Origin of the sequence: Roseinatronobacter thiooxidans, from assembly GCF_001870675.1 — a bacterium.
In the GTDB taxonomy this organism is placed as follows: domain Bacteria; phylum Pseudomonadota; class Alphaproteobacteria; order Rhodobacterales; family Rhodobacteraceae; genus Roseinatronobacter; species Roseinatronobacter thiooxidans.
On the sequence record NZ_MEHT01000027.1, the window covers coordinates 1 to 18,817 of the forward strand.

General features: G+C 57.4%; 19 protein-coding genes. 14 read left to right on the forward strand and 5 right to left on the reverse strand.

Annotation, left to right across the window (positions count from 1 at the left end; translation table 11 throughout):
• Positions 1-170: 170 nt before the first annotated feature.
• Positions 171-1,169, reverse strand: a complete 999-nt coding sequence (locus BG455_RS11555) for an amidohydrolase family protein (RefSeq protein ID WP_084386344.1) — start codon at positions 1,167-1,169, stop codon at positions 171-173.
• A gap of 54 nt (positions 1,170-1,223) precedes the next feature.
• Positions 1,224-1,967, reverse strand: coding sequence for a GntR family transcriptional regulator (locus BG455_RS11560; RefSeq protein WP_071470169.1), 744 nt, complete (start codon positions 1,965-1,967; stop codon positions 1,224-1,226).
• 245 nt (positions 1,968-2,212) lie between these two features.
• Here BG455_RS11560 and BG455_RS11565 point away from each other — a divergent pair, with 245 nt between their 5' ends.
• Genes BG455_RS11565 through BG455_RS11580 form a run of 4 tightly spaced genes read left to right on the forward strand, consistent with a single transcriptional unit; the run spans position 2,213 to position 5,907 of the window.
• Positions 2,213-3,274, forward strand: a complete 1,062-nt coding sequence (locus tag BG455_RS11565; RefSeq protein WP_071470170.1) for an ABC transporter substrate-binding protein — start codon at positions 2,213-2,215, stop codon at positions 3,272-3,274.
• Positions 3,274-4,095 carry an ABC transporter ATP-binding protein gene (locus BG455_RS11570; protein ID WP_071470171.1) on the forward strand — a complete coding sequence of 274 codons (822 nt, stop codon included), beginning with the start codon at positions 3,274-3,276 and terminating at the stop codon, positions 4,093-4,095. The genes BG455_RS11565 and BG455_RS11570 overlap by 1 nt, the downstream gene beginning before the upstream one ends.
• Positions 4,073-4,903: an ABC transporter permease gene (locus BG455_RS11575; RefSeq protein WP_084386332.1), complete on the forward strand. Its 831-nt coding sequence runs from the start codon at positions 4,073-4,075 to the stop codon at positions 4,901-4,903. Before BG455_RS11570 ends, BG455_RS11575 begins: the two co-directional genes overlap by 23 nt.
• Positions 4,852-5,907 carry an asparaginase gene (locus tag BG455_RS11580; protein WP_218147538.1) on the forward strand — a complete coding sequence of 352 codons (1,056 nt, stop codon included), beginning with the start codon at positions 4,852-4,854 and terminating at the stop codon, positions 5,905-5,907. The genes BG455_RS11575 and BG455_RS11580 overlap by 52 nt, the downstream gene beginning before the upstream one ends.
• A 68-nt stretch (positions 5,908-5,975) precedes the next feature.
• Here the strand turns inward: BG455_RS11580 and BG455_RS11585 are convergent, their stop codons facing one another.
• Positions 5,976-6,758 (reverse strand): GntR family transcriptional regulator, encoded by a 783-nt coding sequence (locus BG455_RS11585; RefSeq protein ID WP_084386334.1) that lies wholly within the window; start codon positions 6,756-6,758, stop codon positions 5,976-5,978.
• A gap of 358 nt (positions 6,759-7,116) precedes the next feature.
• Between BG455_RS11585 and BG455_RS11590 the strand changes: the two genes are divergently transcribed.
• From BG455_RS11590 to BG455_RS11625, 9 genes are all read left to right on the forward strand, one after another.
• Positions 7,117-7,686 (forward strand): aldolase/citrate lyase family protein, encoded by a 570-nt coding sequence (locus tag BG455_RS11590; RefSeq protein ID WP_170124810.1) that lies wholly within the window; start codon positions 7,117-7,119, stop codon positions 7,684-7,686.
• On the forward strand, positions 7,676-8,155 hold the full coding sequence (locus BG455_RS11595; protein WP_071470174.1) for an OsmC family protein: 480 nt from the start codon (positions 7,676-7,678) through the stop codon (positions 8,153-8,155). The genes BG455_RS11590 and BG455_RS11595 overlap by 11 nt, the downstream gene beginning before the upstream one ends.
• 2 nt (positions 8,156-8,157) lie before the next feature.
• Positions 8,158-9,060, forward strand: coding sequence for a polysaccharide deacetylase family protein (locus BG455_RS11600; protein WP_071470175.1), 903 nt, complete (start codon positions 8,158-8,160; stop codon positions 9,058-9,060).
• A 65-nt stretch (positions 9,061-9,125) separates the two neighbouring features.
• Positions 9,126-10,136, forward strand: a complete 1,011-nt coding sequence (locus tag BG455_RS11605) for a TRAP transporter substrate-binding protein (RefSeq protein ID WP_071470176.1) — start codon at positions 9,126-9,128, stop codon at positions 10,134-10,136.
• Positions 10,137-10,243: 107 nt separating this feature from the next.
• Positions 10,244-10,795: a TRAP transporter small permease gene (locus tag BG455_RS11610; protein ID WP_084386336.1), complete on the forward strand. Its 552-nt coding sequence runs from the start codon at positions 10,244-10,246 to the stop codon at positions 10,793-10,795.
• The gene (locus tag BG455_RS11615; RefSeq protein ID WP_071470178.1) at positions 10,795-12,057 is read left to right on the forward strand and encodes a TRAP transporter large permease; all 1,263 of its coding nucleotides are present in this window, start codon (positions 10,795-10,797) and stop codon (positions 12,055-12,057) included. The genes BG455_RS11610 and BG455_RS11615 overlap by 1 nt, the downstream gene beginning before the upstream one ends.
• A gap of 10 nt (positions 12,058-12,067) precedes the next feature.
• Complete coding sequence (locus tag BG455_RS16940; RefSeq protein WP_084386338.1) at positions 12,068-12,247, forward strand: hypothetical protein; 180 nt, start codon at positions 12,068-12,070, stop codon at positions 12,245-12,247.
• Between the two features lie 5 nt (positions 12,248-12,252).
• Positions 12,253-13,656, forward strand: a complete 1,404-nt coding sequence (locus BG455_RS11620) for an amidase (RefSeq protein WP_071470179.1) — start codon at positions 12,253-12,255, stop codon at positions 13,654-13,656.
• Positions 13,657-13,747: 91 nt separating this feature from the next.
• A complete protein-coding gene (locus BG455_RS11625) occupies positions 13,748-15,997 on the forward strand; it encodes a xanthine dehydrogenase family protein molybdopterin-binding subunit (RefSeq protein WP_071470180.1) in 2,250 nt (749 codons plus the stop codon).
• Between the two features lie 397 nt (positions 15,998-16,394).
• On the opposite strand, the gene BG455_RS11630 is transcribed toward BG455_RS11625, so the two are convergent.
• The gene (locus tag BG455_RS11630; protein WP_071470184.1) at positions 16,395-16,799 is read right to left on the reverse strand and encodes a (R)-mandelonitrile lyase; all 405 of its coding nucleotides are present in this window, start codon (positions 16,797-16,799) and stop codon (positions 16,395-16,397) included.
• Between the two features lie 369 nt (positions 16,800-17,168).
• Here BG455_RS11630 and BG455_RS11635 point away from each other — a divergent pair, with 369 nt between their 5' ends.
• Positions 17,169-17,843 carry a type 1 glutamine amidotransferase domain-containing protein gene (locus BG455_RS11635; protein ID WP_071470181.1) on the forward strand — a complete coding sequence of 225 codons (675 nt, stop codon included), beginning with the start codon at positions 17,169-17,171 and terminating at the stop codon, positions 17,841-17,843.
• Between the two features lie 478 nt (positions 17,844-18,321).
• Here BG455_RS11635 and BG455_RS17355 read toward each other — a convergent pair.
• On the reverse strand, positions 18,322-18,817 hold a 496-nt coding region (locus BG455_RS17355), incomplete at its 5' end, for a hypothetical protein (protein WP_177190883.1).

Genomic DNA, 18,817 nt, shown 5'->3' on the forward strand with positions numbered 1-18,817 from the left:
GGACGCGATCATGTGGTCTAAATCTTGGCCGCGCAGGCCTAGAAACATGTCACCCACAATGAAGCGCTGCGCCTGTTGGATGGGCTGATATGTCTGACGACGGGAAAGTGGTCATCCAAGATAGAACACATGCTCTGTGCCGGATGTATCGTCGTTCCTATGCAGCACGGCTATTGCAGCTTCAACAGGCTTGCGGCCGTCCCTCCAAGAATTGCGCTGCGGTCGGACGTGTTCAGCGGCGCGTGCTGTTCCACGATATCGACCGGCGCGTCATGTCCCATATCAAAACAGTAATCAGACCCGAGCATGACGCGATCGGCGCCGACCTGATCAATAACAAAGGCAAGACTTGCATCGGAGTGAGCGATCGTATCGTAGTGGAACCTGCGCAGGTAACTCAGAGCCCCGTTTTCCATGTGCTTCAGTTCCGGACGCCCCATGCGCCATCCGTGGTCAAGCCGCCCTGCCAGAAACGAGAAAGCGCCACCTGCATGGGGCAGGACGATGTCCAGATTTGGAAACCGGTCCATGACCCCACTGAATATCAGATGCGCCGCAGCGATGGCCGTATCGAACGGGTTACCGAGCAGATTAGACAGAAAATACGGCTGAAGCCGGTCAGTCATCCCGACAACCTTGAGCGGGTGAAGGAAGATAGGCCAACCCATGTCTTCGATACGTTCGAAGATGGGGAGCAGGCGTTCATCGGAGAGATCCCAGTCTCCTATAGCCGTGCCCATATAGACCCCACACATGCCCGGTGCGTCCTTAATGCGCTCAAGCTCCGCCAGCCCTTCGGACAGGTGATTGGCCGGGATCATGCCCAGTCCCACCAGACGATCAGGAAACTGCTCATGCGCTTCAACAAGCGAATCGTTGAACGCCACGGACAAGGCACGTGCGACCGGCGCATCTGCAAAATACACCATCGGCTGGGTCAGCGAGAGCGCCTGAATATCGACACCTTGCCGGTCCATATCCGCAATTCTGAGGTCCAGATCGATGAAGCGCCGCTCAAGCGGTCCCGCATGCAGCGGACCCGCGTCCAGGATGGGACCGCGCGGATCTCGTGTAACGCATGCCCCGCACTTGCAGCCTTCGGTTTCAAGTGCGGCGATGTATCGCTCGGGGAAATAATGGGCGTGGATATCGATCCTGCGCGTCTTCATGCTGGTATTCTCCATTTTTGCAAGTTCAAGGCGAACAATGATGTCGCCGGTCCGTCAGGCCCTGCCATGTAGCATCTTTCCGGCTGAAGGCGGCGGCGTACCTCGGAGTTCGGATGAATCCGCGCTTTCGATTGCCTTGATGAGATATTCCGCCGTGTTGCGCGAATGCGCCTCGATAATGTCTTGCGCCGTCGCAATGTCCCCGGTTCTGCAGGCTTCCAGAATAGCCCAATGCTCTCGCTGGGATTGTTCCTTGCCCCTTACTGATATGTACAAGCGTACGTATCGTTCAACATTGGCGCGGAACTGGTCGATCGATTCCAGCAGGCGTGGCCAGTTGCAGGCAGCATTGATGCGCTCATGGAAGCGGCGGTTGAGAACCGCCCATTCATCGCTTGAACCGGTGTCATCGACTAGCCGGTCCATCGCCTTCAGAACTGTATCCATCTCGAGAAAGTCTTCATGGCAAAGCGCCTCCATCGCCTTGCCGATCGCGAGTTTTTCAAGTGCCCCGCGAATGGCAAAGAGTTCGCGGATATCGGCAGGGTCGAGCCGAGCCACTTCCACGCCACGATACGGATAGACCACAACAAGACCCTCTGCTTGCAGATGTTTCAGCGCTTCGCGAACGGGCATCCGGCTGACCCCGAGTGATGTCGCGATCTCGTTCTGGTCAAGCTTCTGGCCCGCGGACAACCGTCCATCGACAATTGCGCTGCGGATCAACCCGAGCACGATATCCTTGCGGCTCATGGGTGCGCTGATCAGGCGAGCTTCTTCGCGTGACAACTCGATCATGTATCTTCCCTTTTCGATAGGCCCTTCAAACTGAAGCGCTGCAACTGTCTGCCACGCACTGCCGAGAAAATAGGCGACTTTACCGGATTTTCGAGGGCGTTTGCAGCTGTAGCCTAATATATTTGACAGGTTAAATCTAATATATTAGCTTCATGGTCACAAGAAGATTTTCCACCGGGTCGCCATCATAATCTGACTGATGCAGTTGGGGATCATCCATAAACCACAGGGTAGGGACCACACTCATGTTGCATAACTTCCGCTCCGTCCGACTTCTTGCGACAGCTTCATCGGCTGCGCTTGTCTTTTCGATGTCGTTTGCCAGCGCCCAGGAACTTGAGAATTTCACCTTCATGTTTCCGGTGGACAGCGTGAACCAGTATCACCCTTTCTTCATTGCCGATGAACTGGGCTTCTATGCAGAAGAAGGTCTGCGCGTGACCTTCCAGGACGCTGGCGGATCCAGTGCGGCAGTGCAGCAGGTTATCGCAGGGAATGCAGATGCCGCGCTTCCAGCACCTTCAGCTTTCCTGAATGCAGTGGCGCAGGGGTTTGACCTGACATGGGTGTATTCCTACCAATATGCGAATATCTTCACCCTGGCCGCGACCGCGGAGTCCGGGATCGAGGGCATTCAGGATCTCAGAGGCAAGAGAGTCGGCGTGTCCGACTTGTCGGGTGGGGAGGTCCCATTGGTGCGCGCGGTGCTGGATTCGGCCGGATTGACTCAGGGCGTCGACGTGCAGATCATCCCGGTCGGTTCGGGCTCTGCCCTGACAGTGAACGCGCTGGAGACGGGCCAGGTGGACGCCTATTCGTCAAACCTTTTCGAGATGGCCGTCATTCAGGCGAGCGGGATCGACATGGTGACCATTCTTCCGCAGGAAGCACAGGATTTCCCAGCGAATGGGGTCGTCGTGTCGCGCCAGATGCTCGAGAACAATCGAGAGAAGATCGAAGGGTTCCTTCGCGCATCTGCCAAAGGCGTTGCCTTTGCAGCTGCAAATGATGAACGCGCCTACGAGATAGCCAGCCAAATCAGCCCCGAGGAATTCGAAGTGGAGGCTATTGCTGGGCCAGCCTGGGAAGTTGCACGGCAGCTCAAGACACCGCCTGCTGCTCTGGCCGACGCGCCATTTGGGACGCATTATGTAACCGGTTTCCAGAACTTCCATGATTTCTTGCGCCAAGGCACGGAAGAGGAAGGCGCGCTGCCTGTCGATGTTGACCTTTCGATCGCACTTGATTCATCTCTGATCGATGCCGCGAATGACTTCGACAGAGCCGCCGTGGAAGCGATGCAGTGATGGCAGCACAGACACAGAAACCAGCGCCGCTCGAAAGAGCGGCGCAAGGTGTTCCGATCATCGAGATCGAGGGGCTGGGCAAGACCTTCGCGATCGATACCGGCCCCGTCGTAGCGCTGGAAAGTGTTGATCTGACCATTCGTAAGGGTGAATTCGTTTCGTTCGTCGGGCCCAGTGGCTGTGGCAAGTCAACGCTTCTGAACATGGTTGCGGGGTTGTTGCCAGCCAGTGGCGGGCAGGCGATGCTGAATGGCGATGTCATCGAGGAACCTTCACGCAAAGTCGGGTTCATGTTCCAAACTGCGGTGCTTCTTCCTTGGCGCACGGTGGAGCAAAACGTGCTGATGCCTGCCGAAGTTTTTGGAACGAAAAATGAGGCAACACGCCAGAAGGCGCGCAAGGTGCTGGAAGCGGTCGGTTTGGGCGACTTTACTGACGCCTATCCACGTCAGCTTTCCGGTGGGATGCAGCAGCGTGTGTCCCTCGCGCGCACATTGACCTATGAACCCGACGTGCTGTTGATGGACGAACCGTTTGGCGCGCTGGATGAATTTACCCGCGAAGCCATGAATCTGGAGCTTATGCGTATCACTCAGGCCGCAGGAATAACGGTATTGTTTGTGACACATAACATCAGCGAAGCAGTGTTCATGGCTGACCGAGTGGTCATCATGACCCCGCGTCCGGGCAAGGTTTCCGGTGTCATCGATATCGACTTCCCAAGGCCACGCGTCATTGAACAGATGCAAAGTCAAAAATTCACCGATCTTATCTTCCAAGTCAGGGGAATACTCGGCCATGGCCAAGATAACAGCAGTTGAGGCTGAGCCGGTAAAAACCGTCTCGCCCTACACAAACCCGAACCAGGAATTGCGCTACAAGCTTTACACGATCGGGATCCTCCTTGCGATCGTGGCGGCGTGGGAAATGGCACCGCGCCTGGGACTGGTCTCCCCGATCATTCTGCCGTCGTTTTCGGCAGTAATCGGCGCGTTGATCACCTTGCTGCAGCAGGATTTCTTCTTGCGGCACTTTACTGTCACACTGACCGAAATCGTGATAGGTTTCATACTGGGGACGGCCATCGGGCTTTCAATCGGGATCGCGCTTGCAGTCTGGCCAACCGCCAAGCGGATCGCTTATCCGCTCGTCGTGGGGTTTCAGGCGATCCCGAAAATCGTGTTCGCGCCGCTATTCATCGCATGGTTCGGCTTCGGAATGAGTTCCAAGGTCGTGATGGCGGTCGTGATCTCATTTTTTCCGGTGCTCATCAACACGCTTGTCGGTCTGGAAAGTGTGCCGGAAGATGCCCGCAGGCTGATGCGGTCCATCAAGGCGACACCGCTTCAGACATTCCGCAAGGTATCGCTGCCGCATGCGCTGCCGGTTATCTTTGCCGGCATCAAGGCCGCGCTGACCTTTGCTGTGATTGGCGCGATTGTCGGTGAATTCGTGGGCGCATCGGAAGGGTTGGGGTATCTGGTGGAGCTTTACAAGAACCAGCTTCGGATTGACCGAGTCTTTGCCGTCATCGTGATTTTGGCAACCATCGGCGCGGGCGGGTATTTTCTGCTGGAATGGCTGGATCGCAAGCTCATTTTCTGGCGCGACGATTCGGAGTCAAAATGATGAATGATATGACGCACAAACCGCGTGTGACCATCATTGTCCTGGGAGGGACCATTACAATGGTGCCACAAGCCAGCGGAGGCATCTCCCCATCGATCAGCGGCGACGAACTCGTCGCCGCTGTCCCTCAACTTGAATCCGTTGCTAATTTAACGGTCGTGACCCCATTCCTTGTTCCGGGGGCATCGTTGACATTTGCGCAGATGGACACTGTCACGGAGTTGATCCGTGATGCCGGCAATACAGGCGACGACGGTGTCGTAGTGGTTCAAGGAACCGACACGATCGACGAGACAGCATTCCTCATCGACCTCGCCGGTGTGGCGGCCGCAGGCAATCTTGCCGTCGTTGTAACGGGGGCTATGCGCGGGGCTGCGGCACCCGGCGCGGATGGGCATGCGAACCTGCTTGCAGCCGTCACAGTCGCCGCTGCTCCACAAGCGCGCGGCAAAGGCACTCTTGTTGTGCTGAACGATGAAGTCCATGCCGCTTGTTTTGTGCAGAAAATGGATACAGGGCTTCCCTCGGCCTTTGTGTCACCCGGTGTTGGTCCGGTCGGTAGTGTCACGGAAGGACAGTTCCGCCTGCGTATGTTGCCGCATGTGCCCGCGAATTCGGCCCTGCGGTTGATAAACGCTGCGCCGGTAGGCATGGTGGCGACGGGCCTTGGCGATGATGGGCGATTGATAGACCAGATGCTCGATGCTGGCTACGAAGGAGCGGTCATTGCCGCCATGGGTGCGGGTCATGTTCCAGTACAGATCGTGAGCAAACTGGAGAAACTTTCAGGACTGATGCCGGTGGTTCTGTCTACCCGGGTTCCGGGGGGGGTCGTGTTTACCCAAAGTTATGGCTTCCCGGGGTCGGAAATCGACCTGCTTCGGCGTGGTCTTATTCCTTCTGGTATTTTGCCGCCGCACAAGGCGCGCCTGCTTCTGGCCTGTCTGCTTGGTAATACGAAGTCGCGGGACGATATCGAGCTGCAGTTCAGGGCTTTTGCCTGATTGTAACACAGCGCAGCAATAGAAATCTGCACCAAGGCCGAAGTCGAACGTCCCGCGCCCACGGCCTTTCAGGTGTTTTCGATCGGATGCAGGCTCTCGGTGTGGCAGGACAACTTGATCTGGGATCGTTTTATGCTGCTGACATGTTCGCGCATCAGGAACTCGGCGCGCCAGCCATCGCCTGCACATAGTGCGGCGTAAATTCCATGATGGTCATCATGTCGCTGGCGGACACTCCTTTCTGAAAACGAAACAATGTTTCTGAATGTGGCACCCGGCAGGGTAAGTGTCGTTTCGATCGTTTTGCGCAGGATCGGGTTATCTGCTGCGCGCAGCACTGTTTCATGAAAAGCTACATTTGCGGCCCGGTACGTCGCGATCTGATCTTCAGATCCGTGAAATCGGTCCACTACGCTATCGCCCATCTGCAACGCCTTTTCAAAGCATGCCTTCTGCTTCGCGGAAAGGCCCCGTTCTGCTGCGAAGCGGCAGGCGACCCCCTCCAGTACAGCCCTGATTTCATAGGCTTCCGACAGCGACTTTGATGTGTATTCCTTAACCTTGAAGCCACGGTTGCATTCGTAATCCAGTAAGCCTTCGGCAGACAAGGCATGAAGGGCAGATCTCACTGGGGTCCGCGATACATTGAGTTTCGTGCTCAAACGCACTTCGTTGATGCGTTCCCCCACGCTGATCCGACCCGCAAGAATTTCATTGCGCAGTTGGTCGGCTATCTCCATCGCTCGCGCAGTGTTGCGTGACCGACGAGCTGTCTTACCGCTCGAAGCAGGACCGGTGAGTGACATCATCTTCTTTGAGCCCAGAATTTGCTTCGTAACATAGCCATCCAAGCGTGCAATTTTGTGGATGGGCCGTCAAGCGCCATCCACACGCATTGTAAACAGTTGGCGTCATTCGTATCGTGACGCCGCAGGTACCTACAATATTTTTGCACTACTTTGCACATAAATTAAGCATAATTGGCAAGAAATGGATAATATTTTGACTTAATCACTAACTCTGCAAAATAACTGTATACAGTTTAGAAGCTTAGGCATTAGGTTGAAGTGGCAAGAAACTAAGTGGGTAGGCAAGGTGCGCATGCAAAGCCTCAAGGATATGCTTGGCTCTGGTATGCCCATCTTCGCGGTAAACCTTGGCGGAGCCTGTGCGCCGCTCGCGCCATATCTTGCGCGGTCCGGAGCCGTCATGTTCATTGATTGCGAGCGGACACCCGTGTCTATCTCTGACGTTCCAGCGCTGGTTTCGGCAGCGCATGCGGCAGGCGGTTATGTCATGTTGCGGACGGAATCTGCTGCGCCGGCAATTCTTACGCGGTATCTCGATTGTGGGATCGACGCGCTGGTAGTGCCGCAAGTGGAAAGTGCCGCCGCGTGTTCTGAGATCGTTGGCACGGCCCGAGATCAAGCGGCAGGGATACCCAAGGCGGCAATTATCGTGCAGATTGAAAGCACTGCAGGTGTTGCCGCAGCGCAAGACATTGCGCAAGCGCCTGGTGTGGACGCTGTTCTGCTGGGGCCGAATGATCTGGCCATCTCCATGGGGTTTGCGGGGCAGCCCGGTCATCCGCAGGTTCAAGCGGCAGTGACCGGTCTGGCGGCGATTCTGCGCGAGGCGGCCATGATTTTCGGGTTGCCAGTCACGACAGATTCGGTGCGCGACTGGGCCCTGCATGGGGCAAGCCTTTTCTATATCCCGGGCGGCGATCTGATCGCGACAGCCCTGACATCCTACAACGAGGCGACTGATGGCCATTAAGCCGAAAACCAAGGTACGTGTGCGGGTGGATGGGCATTGCGCCAGCCACTGCCTGACCGAGTTAAGAACCCGCGGCCACTCCTTCGTCATAGATGAGCCGCCCGAGCGTGGCGGAACCGATGTTGCCCCCACGCCATTGGAAACGATGCTGGGCGCGCTGATCGGCTGCACAAATGTCATCGCAAGTCGCATTGCCGAGGAAATGGGCATCGCGCTACGCCTGCGGCGGATACGCGTCGAGGCCGAGCTTGACCACCGCGGCATAGACGGGCTGGCGGATGTCTCGGTGCCTTTTCCCGAGATCATTCTTCAGATCGAGGCGGAAACCGATCTTGATGAAAGTGAATTGGCTCCCCTTCGCGACGCCCTGGATGTCCGCTGCCCGATGTCCGTGATCCTGCGCCAGTCGGGGAGCAGTATTCGGCAGGACTGGGCGCTTTCACCTCTTTCCCTGAAAACTGGAGGATAACAATGGCTGATGGCCCTTCGCACTTTCGCAAACCCTCGGAACGGGTGGATTTCTCTGCAATCGTCGACCGACCTCCGCTGGAACTTCCGGGCAAGGCCCGGGTAATTGTCTGGACCATCGTGAATTTTGAGGTCTGGGACATCTCGCGCCCGATGGCGCGGCAGGTCATCCCGGCGCCGACGGGGCAGGTCCTTCTTCCAGATGTGCCTAACTGGTCATGGCATGAATACGGCATGCGGGTCGGGGCATGGCGCTTCTTCGATCTTTACAAGCGCCTGGGCCTGCGCCCGACGCTGTCTGCCAATGCACGCATCTGCGAGGATTACGAGCGCGTCGCCGCCGAAGCGCGCGATCAGGGATGGGAGTTCATGGGCCATGCCTATGAACAGATGCCGATCCACAAGGTGGAAGACCAGCGCGGGATGATCCACAAATCCATGGACATTATGGAAAAATTCACTGGCCAGCGGCCGGTTGGCTGGCTTGGACCGGGGCTGACGCAGACATATGAGACACCCGAATTGCTGGCCGAGGCTGGGGTCAGATATATCGGTGACTGGGTTTATGATGATGAGCCGACGGTGATCTCCACAGATAACGGCCCGCTGGTGACACTGCCATATTCGGTAGAACTCAATGACATCCCCACGATGATCGTGCAGCACCACGAATCCAGCTACTGGAAAACGAAATGCTGCGACCAGTTCGACCGCCTTTGGAAAGAAGGTGCGGACCGGCCGCGCATCATGGCAATCGCCATTCACCCGTATATATCGGGGCAGCCACATCGGATTCGCTACCTTGAAGAAATCTATGACCATATCGGTAGCCATGACGGCGTTCTGCATTGGAACGGCCGCGAGATCTACGAGTGGTTCAACACCCAGCGAAAAGTTCACCCCTAAGCAATGAAGCCCTGAGCGAACAGGGACGCTCGCAACTTTGAACTCGTCCTCAAGGAGAAGTCGGAATGATGAAAACATCTGGAACTGCCGTTGTTATTGCCGGCGCCATGGCTGCCCAGGCATTGTTTGCCCCGGTCGCCGCAGCGCAATCCTTCAATATGAAAATCGCGCATCTGCTGCCGCCCGGCGACCCGCGGGACCTGGGCGCGCATGCCGTCGCCGATTTCGTGATGGCGGATGAACGCTGTGATATCTCGGCACAGGTCTTTCCATCGGGACAGCTCGGCAGCTTTACCGAAATCAATGAAGGTGTGCAGTTTGGCTCCATCGAAATGAGTGTGCAACCCGCCGCTTACATGGCCCCTATTGAAATGAAGTCGGCGATTATCGACTTCCCCTTCTTCTGGCCCACCGATATCGACGAATTGCTGGCGCTTCACAAAGGTCCGGCCGCCCAGATGCTGGCCGAGACATTCGAGCCGCACGGGATCAAGATGCTCGATATCTGGCACACCGGCTTCATGCAGTGGACATCAAATGAACCGTTGACCACGCCAGAGGCTTTCCAATCGAAGATCGCGCGCGTCATGCCATCTTCACTGATGACTGAACGGCAGCGGCTGTTCGGGCTAAACCCCGTCACCATGCCCTTTTCGGAAACCTACAGTGCGTTGCAGACCGGTGCCCTTGCAGCGCAGGAAAACCCGATCCCGACCAGCTACAACATGCGGTTCCATGAAGTTCAGGAATACATGACCATGACCTTTCATGGGACGCTCGATCAGTTTGTCAGCGTCAACATGGTCTGGTGGAATGGCCTGACCGACGGGTGCCGGGATGCGATCATCGAAGGCGTGGCTATCGGTAATGCCGTCACGCTTGAATCCACCATGGAGCAGGAAGAGAGTGCCCGCGCCGAGATGGAAGCCAGCGGCATGACCTTTGTGGAACTCACAGATGAAGAGCGGGCCGCGATGCGCGACATCGTTTTCCCCGGCATACGGGATTGGTGGCTTGCACAGACCGGTGACGAGGGTCAAGCGCTGCTCGACGCATTCATGGCAGAGATGAACTGAAAAAACAGTCTTCCCCCACGGCGTCATGGCTGTGGGGGATATCTGTGTCCCAGGGTGCAAGAGCGTCGCCTAGTGTGATTCGCGTTTAAGTTGGAAAGGCCGTCAGCATGGTAGTCAGAATTGCCAACTGGATGCTTCGAGGCATTGATGCAACCGTTGACTTCATTTGTGCGACATCGTTGCTGGCGGTAACCGCCGTGGTGTTTTTCAATGCAATGGGGCGCTATCTGTTCTCATTCGCGCTTGTCGGGGCAGAGGAACTCGCGCGTCTGCTCACCGTATATCTGTGTTTTTTTGGCGCCTATGTCCTGCTGCGACGCGACGGGCATGTCAGCGTGGATATAATTACGCTGGTTGTTCCCGCCGGATTGCTACGCCTGCTAAGAGGGGTCGTTGGTATGGTCGCAGGGGTCACGATGTTATATCTAGCCTGGTATAGCTGGCAGCTTGTCGGGTTTTCAATGCGCACCGGGCAACAGGCTTCGACCCTGCCTGTGCCGCGCTATGTCTTCTTTCTGCCGGTTGCGGTCAGCGCGTCTCTAATGGTGGTCGCATCGGTCGACAAGGTGGTGCGCGCAATCACCAATACGTTGCCGCCATTGCCCGGCTGGACCGATGAGACTGTCGCTGCCGATGCCGACAAAGGGAAGGCGCGCTGATGCCAATTGCTGTCTTCGCCATCGCCATTGGCGTGCTGCTTCTGATCGGGGCGCCTATCTTTTTGGCCATGCTGGTCGCAACTTTCGCAAGCTTCGAACTGTTTGCACCGCCAATCCCTACCATGGCCATTCCGCAGCGCATGGTGGATGGGGTTAACCGTTTCAGCCTGATTGCAATCCCGCTGTTCATTTTTGCGGCTGACATTATTTCGCGCGGACAGATAGGTGAACGTCTTGTGCGCCTGACAGAGGCGTTCGTCGGCCATTATACTGGCGGTGTTGCAATGGCCTCGGTGGTCGCCTGTGCGATGTTTGGTGCGATGGCCGGGATAGGGCCCGCAGCAGTCGTATCCATTGGCCCGATCGTGTTTCCGGCGCTGGTCCGACAGGGATACGGGCGCGGCTTCGCGGCGGGTCTGATCCTGTCCGCTTCAACGCTTGCCATGCTCATTCCGCCCGGCGTTGCAATGATCTTGTATTCGGTTGAAACCAACAATTCCATCGGCCAGATGTTCATCGCCGGGCTGACGACTGGTCTGTTCTTCGCGCTGGTGCTGATGGTTTATGCCTACATTTATGCCCGAGTAAAGGGGATCGGAAAGCTGCCCAAAGTGCCTTGGAGGGCGCGATGGTTGGCCTTTCGCCGAGCAGGCTGGGCCCTTGGATTGCCAATCATCGTGCTTGGCGGGATTTATGGCGGTGCGGCAACCCCGTCCGAGGCCGCGGCCTTCGCCTGCGCCTATGCGATCATCATCGAGACTTTGATTTACCGCTCGATCCGGTTTCGCGACCTGTACAAGATTTCCGCCGCATCCGCCGCCACAATCGCGGTCCTGATGATACTGATCTCGGCGGGTAGCGTGATGACCTATTATATGACCCTCATGCAGTATCCGGTGCAGATCACGCGCGCGGTGGCCGGGGTGTCGCCTGAGACTGTGCTTGTCTTCATAAATATAGTGTTTCTTTTTGCCGGCATGATCATTGACCCCAACTCAGCGATCATTGTCCTGACGCCCCTGATCTACAGCGCCGCCATGGCGGCAGGGATTGACCCGATCCACCTCGGCGCGGTGGTCGTGATGAATGTCGCGATCGGAATGATCACGCCTCCCTTCGGACTTAATCTGTTTATCGGGATGACGACATTCCGATTGGGATACTGGGAAGTGACACGCGCCATCCTGCCCTTTGTCGCGATTATGATCGGCGCACTTCTGGTAATAACCTACCTCCCTGCCATTGCGCTTTTCCTGTTGTGAGGAAGTACCTATGACCGATCCTGCACCTGCCCTGCAGCATACCCGTAGAAAAGCAGAAAGCTTCAGGGTGCAAGTAAACGCCACCCTGAACGTGATCGACGGGTTTGCAGACGCCCCCAAACCGTCGCCAGATGACAGCCTGCGCAGCTTGGACGCGTTCAAGGCTTCCGTGCGTACGCAAGTATCGTGACAGTGATGCAGACACTTGCCCAGACCGCCCGAGCCATCCGCGATGGTGAAATCACCGCCGAGGCCGCGACGGAAGCCGCGCTTCATGCGCTGGAAGATCACGTGCGGCCCCTTAACGGAATTGCACGGCTGACGCCCGATGCTGCGCTCGAATCCGCGCGGTCAGTGGATCTGTCGCGCGCCAAAGGGGCGAGTCTGCCACCCCTAGCGGGCGTTCCTATGGCCCACAAAGATCTGTTCTACCGTGCTGGCCGACCCAGTCATTGCGGGACGAAGATTCGCGATAATTTTGTGCCGGACGTCACGGCAACAGTGCTTTCCCGCCTAGATGGGGCGGGTGCGATTGATCTGGGAACGCTGCATATGGCAGAAATCGCGATGAGCCCGACCGGGTTTAATGAACATCATGGTCACGGGCTTAATCCATGGAACCCGGCGCATATCTGCGGCGGGTCTTCATCGGGGTCGGGTATCGCAGTTAGCGCAGGGGCTGTCACGGCCTCGTTAGGGACCGATACTGGCGGGTCAGTTCGGCATCCGGCGGCGGCTTGCGGGTTGACGGGCCTTAAGCCGACGCATGGCGCTGTAAGCCTTGCGGGGGTGATGCCTCTTTCCGGATCGCTCGATTGTGTTGGCCCCTTGTGCCACACAGCACTGGATGTCGCTCTGATCATGGATGTAATCGGGGGCGAGGACCGTGCCGACCCGACGACAGCATGGGCGCCGTTCCCAGAGTACACACAAACCTTGGCAGACGGGGCGCATGGCCTGAAGATCGCGCGTCCGCGTGGCTATTATGACTGTGAACTGGACCCTGAGGTTGAAAACACTCTAGCAGAGGCCCTTGCAACCTTCGTCAGTATCAAGGTTACCCTGTCCGAAACGCGTCTTGAGCAGATGGACCTAATCAATGCTTTTGCACATCTTGTGCTGTCGTCCGAGGCATCCTCCCTACATCGACGCCTGCTTGCCGACCGTCCGGATGACTACGCAGCCCAGGTGCGCGCCAGGATAGAGCCAGGTCTAGCCTATCCGGCGACCCATTATATCGAAGCGCTGACCCGACGCGGCGCGCTGGCAAAGGACTGGATAATGCGTGCGCTTCAAGACGCGGATGCAGCGCTGCTTCCGGTGTTTCCCACCCCTGTGCCAACCATAATGGAGACAACGGAAGGCGGCGATGCTGCCGTCAGCGCCGTGATCGGGCGGTTGACCAGGAACACGCGTGGAATCAACTACCTAGGGCTGCCTGCGGTGGTGGTGCCATGCGGGATCTCGGCTTCTGGCTTACCGATCGCATTTCAGCTTGTCGGGCGCCCCTGGTCCGAACCGATACTACTGCGGCTTGCGGACGCGTATCAACGCGTAACCCACTGGCATGATTTGCGACCGGAAAGGCCGACCCCATGATCATCCGCTTCCTCCGCAGTTACGTTCGTTGGTTTGCATGTATCAGTGCGCGGGCAGGAAAAGCTGTGCGTGCGTTTTGCAGGACAGCACCATGAACCTGCGTGCTTTGACAGGTGCAGGATGCTACACAGCCGATGTGGTACTGGATGGTGTGCTTCATGTTGCCTTCCTACGCGCCGATCATGCGCACGCCGAAATCGCGTCGCTTGATATCGCGGACGCCGCGACTATCCCAGGTGTCGTTGCCGTACTGACTGGGGCGGAGATTTATGCGCCGCAATCGTTTCGTGCCGTGTTGATGCAACCAACCGCTGATGGGCGCCCGCTGATCGTACCACATCGTCCTGTCCTCGCCACGGGTAGAGTTCGCCATGTCGGAGAACTTGTGGCCATGGTCGTAGCACAAACCCCTTCCGCCGCGCAGGATGGGGTCGAGGCAATCTCCGTGGACTGGGCACCACTGCCGGTCGTAACATCTGGTGCGCCGGACAGCGCGGCAGCGATTCATTCCGAAGCGCCAGATAATTGTGCCGCGCGCGTTGCACTGGGTAATGAGGCGCAAGTCATGTCCGCTTTCGCTGCCGCAGCCCGGATCGTGGAAGCGCAGGTGGACTTGCCGAGGGTTGCCCCGATTCCGTTGGAGCCTCGCGCGGTTCTGGCACGCTGGGATGGTGCTGCATTTGATGTTTGGACGGCGTTTCAGGGCGGGGCAGATCTGCGCCGTGAACTATGTGCGCTTCTCGATCTGCCGGTCGAAGGGTTGCGCCTGCATGCCGCCGAGGTCGGGGGCGCCTTTGGCGCCCGTGGTGCGGCCTATCCGGAACATGTAGCACTTTTGCTGGCGTCGCGTCTTCTTGATCGCCCCCTGCGCTGGCAAGGCACGCGAAGCGAAATGTTTCTGAGCGAGTATCCCGGTCGGGGGATGCATATGACCGGCCGACTGGCGCTGGATGATGCGGGGCGGTTCACGGCGATCGATATCTGCGCTTCTGCCGATCTTGGCGCCTATGTGCATCCGGTGGGCGCGCATATTTCCGTGTTCAACCCTCTGATGAGCGCGACTGGGGCCTACGCTATTCCTGCCGCGCGGATGCAGGTCCACCTGCATTTTTCGAACACGGTGCCGCTTGGCCCGTTCCGGGGGGCAGGCCGGCCGGACATCGCGTTGCTGGTAGAACGACTTGTTGATGAGGCCGCGAGGGCAACAGGGGAAGACGCAGTATCATTGCGACGCAGGAACATGCTTTTGGTGAATGATTTTCCCTACAAGACCCCGCTCGGGGCGGTATATGACAGTGGCAATTTCGGCATTATGCTGGACCGGGCCGTGCGCATGGCTGAACTGGAAGATCACCCCGCACGTGTGGCTGCGGCTGAAGCGGCCGGGCGGATACCCGGCCTTGGCGTGGCTCTGTTTGTCGAGGTTGCGGGAGGTGGCGCCTTGCCAGCGGATGAGGTCGCGCTGACGTTGTCAATGCGCGACGGTGCGCCGCATGTCACGATCCAAACCGTTACGAAGGATACAGGGCAAGGTCATGCCGCCGCCTTCGTGCCCCTCGTCGCGAGTCGTCTTGGCGTGCCGGAGACATCTGTCGCCCTGATTGAAAGCCCACCGCATAGTGTGCTGGAAGGTCTGGGCTCCTTTGCGTCGCGCACTTCCGCAGCAATCGCAGAGGCCGTGTCGCTTGGACTGGACAGCCTTTGTACCGATCTTGTTTCAGCAGTGGCGCAGGAAACCGGCCACCCACCCGAAGACCTGACATGCGATCCGCAGTCGATCCGCCATCGTGATGGACACGTTATCTGCTCATTGGGTGAGGCGCTGGAAAATGCGGCGCAGCGTGAGTTTCGGGTCATTGGGCGGGCTCCGGTTGGCAGAACTTTTCCGAGCGGCTGCCACATAGCCGAAGTCGAAATCGATCCTGAAACGGGTGTGCTGCAAATCATGCGATATATTGCTGTTGACGATGCAGGGCATGTCCTATCGGAGCCACACCTAAAAGGACAGATTGTTGGCGGGATCGTGCAGGGGATTGGCAATGCGCTCTCCGAACGTCTGGTCACGGATTCCAATGGGCAGATGCTGAACGCAAGCCTTATGGATTATGCTCTGCCTCGGGCATCGGACATTCCGCAGGTCATAGTCGCGACGATAGAATGTCCGTCGCCTACCAATACGCTTGGGGTAAAGGGCGCGGGTGAAGCGGGCACAACAGGTGCCATCGCCGCACTTGGTAACGCGGTTGCCGACGCATTGGCCAGACGCGGACACGCACCTGTCGATATGCCATTTTCTCCATGCAGGCTCTGGTCTGCCCTGAATGACGGGAAGTCGCCCTAGGCGGAACTGACCGGCCTGACTTTCGGTGCGAAAAGACGGGAGAATATGCGTGGCGTCTGCGCATTGTCACCCATTCCACGGATGCGCATGTCTTCGATCATCCGCTGGCGCAGCGGGGTTACTCTCTCCTATGTCATGGAAACCTCCTGTCGCATGATTGAGAAGAACCCAATTGTCAGACAGCTCTGTCAGATCGCAAAATGCGCAGCGTTCTGGGCGTCGCGCGCCATCAGCGGCAAGCACCAATGCCGCGCAGCGGCTTCGTCCTTGGGCCGGGCGCGTCGAACCGAAACACTTCCCGAGAGGAGAGTGAAGGCTACAATTCAGGTACGACAACGCTGTGGCGACATCCAACCTCTGCACAGGGCTGTGATCCGTAACGGGCCCCGCTCGGCGATCAGAAGTCTCTCGGGCCGTAATCCGCTTCGCTCACAGGCTCCAGCCAGTGAGCGCCCACGCCATCCTCAACTTCTTGCATCGCGATGTGGCGCATCAACGTGTCCGGGCCAGCGCCGTGCCAATGCTCCTCGCCGGGCGGTATCCAGACCCGATCACCAGCGCGGATCGTCTGCACGAGGCCGCCTCTGTACTGGATCAGACCGCAGCCCGAGACGACCAGCAGTGTCTGACCCAGCGGATGTGTGTGCCAATGTGTCCGCGACCCGGGCGTGAAGGTGACCATAAGGGAGATCAGGGCTCTGGTCTCGCTGGGGTCGCAGATCGGGTCCTGCCAGACGGTGCCTGTGAAATATTCACTTGGCGCGGGCTGTGACGGGGTCGAACCGGCGGGTCGGATCTCCATGGCGATCTCCTCATGCTGCTGACACTCTAGCCGATCCAGGCAAGGTCTGCGACACCAAACCCACCGCGCGTCTCGGTCTTGGTGCATAATAAAGAACTGACATCGAGAGCAGGGCTGCCCTACTGACTGGCCGGTGGCACTTGGGCCGGGCATGTCGGAGACATAGTCCAATAGCGCAGCAGGCGCCTGAACTGTGCCACTTCTGTCCAAGGTGGACGCGGAAGGAACCATAGCAGGGGTCCTGTGTTAGACAGTTACAGAGAAGGCGCTACATGTATAGCCAGTAGCGTCAAATGTGCGCCCGATACGGTTGAAATCTATCGCCAGGCGCGCCTTTCACCAAAAATCCAACGATAAAGGAAAGTGACCATGAAAATTCTAATGGTGCTGACATCTCACGATCAACTTGGAGAGAGTGGCAAAAAAACGGGCTTCTGGCTCGAAGAATTCGCAGCCCCCTACTTTGTGTTCAAGGATGCCGGGGCAGACATAACTCTCGCCTCACCAAAGGGCGGCCAGCCTCCGCTGGACCCGGGTAGCGACACGGAGGATGCGCAGACCGAAGCAACCGAGCGCTTCAAGACAGATGCGGACGCAAAAAGCCTGCTCGCTCAGACAAAGGTTCTGTCAACAATCAATGCAGAAGGCTTTGACGCCATCTTTTATCCGGGCGGCCATGGCCCGCTTTGGGATTTGTCCGAAGACCGTGACAGCATACGGCTGATTGAAGACTTTGCGCATAGCGATCGACCTGTCGGGGCCGTTTGCCATGCGCCTGCCGTGTTCAAGCACCCCAAGGGCGCTGACGGCAGTCCGCTGGTATCGGGCAAGAGGGTGACTGGCTTTACCAACTCTGAGGAGGACGGTGTCGGCCTGACTGATGTGGTGCCTTTTCTGGTCGAGGATATGCTGAAGGCAAACGGTGGAAAATATGAGAAGGGTGCTGACTGGGGTTCTTTTGTTGTCGTGGATGGCACACTGGTAACAGGCCAAAACCCCGCGTCGTCAGAAGAAGCAGCACGCAAACTGTTGGCACTCCTATAAATCAAGTCGGGGGGTGGTGTCCGCGCCCCCTCACCCACCAAAACACGTTACATGGCTTGAGCGGGCCTGCATACGCAGGTCGAGACAACATGAAAAGGGCGCGATGCGTTCCAGCCATATGCATCCGGAAGAGGCCATTCTTTGCGGGAAGGCACGCTACAGGACACGGTGACGGATAACAGGACTGGCGATGCTTTTTGCCCTAGGCAAGGTCCGGACTGAAACCGACAAAATCGCCCCTTCCAGGGTATCCCATGATGTGATCGGGGCGATTTCCCAAAACACAGACCCGAAGTCGAGGTCCCACCTTGTCCTGCCTGACGACTTTCGGATGTGATTCAAACGGATGACGGCTACCAGGGGGCACGCCCCCCGTCCGTACATTCCCCACACCTTTTCGCTGGAAACCGCTGATCTGAAGGGCATACCCCCAAACTCTGACAGAAATCCGACTGGGCTGCCATTCTAGAAAATTATCTTAACGTTTTGCCGAGACGCTATTTTTGTCACGATGGATATCATCAAACAGCGGAACACCGGTCATTTGGTCAATCCGATCCGTGGCCCAATCATCCTCCGCCCATAATTTTCGAGATCTTTTTGAATGTACTTCTGCTTCCTGCATCAAAATTCGCAATTGTCCTTTAATCTCTTTGATATCCCGTTTTAGCTGCAACACTGTCTGGGCCTCCTTTCTTAAGCATTGGCAGGATCTGCATTTTTCTAAAGATGTTGTACCTGGCAAATCTTTGACGATTTTATTGGATGAGTCTTCCTGTATCTTTCCGATTTCTTCGTTTCGAAACATAAGTTTCTCGCTGCAGCTGCTATCATCACGCGCGTGGCTTTCATTCTGACACCCTGCAGCATCCGGTTCATGCTCAGACTGCAGTTCGACAAGAAATCTGTAGATCGTTGACAGGCTACCACAGCCCGTGACCTTGCGAATTTTTTGGTAAGCATCCGCCGAGGGC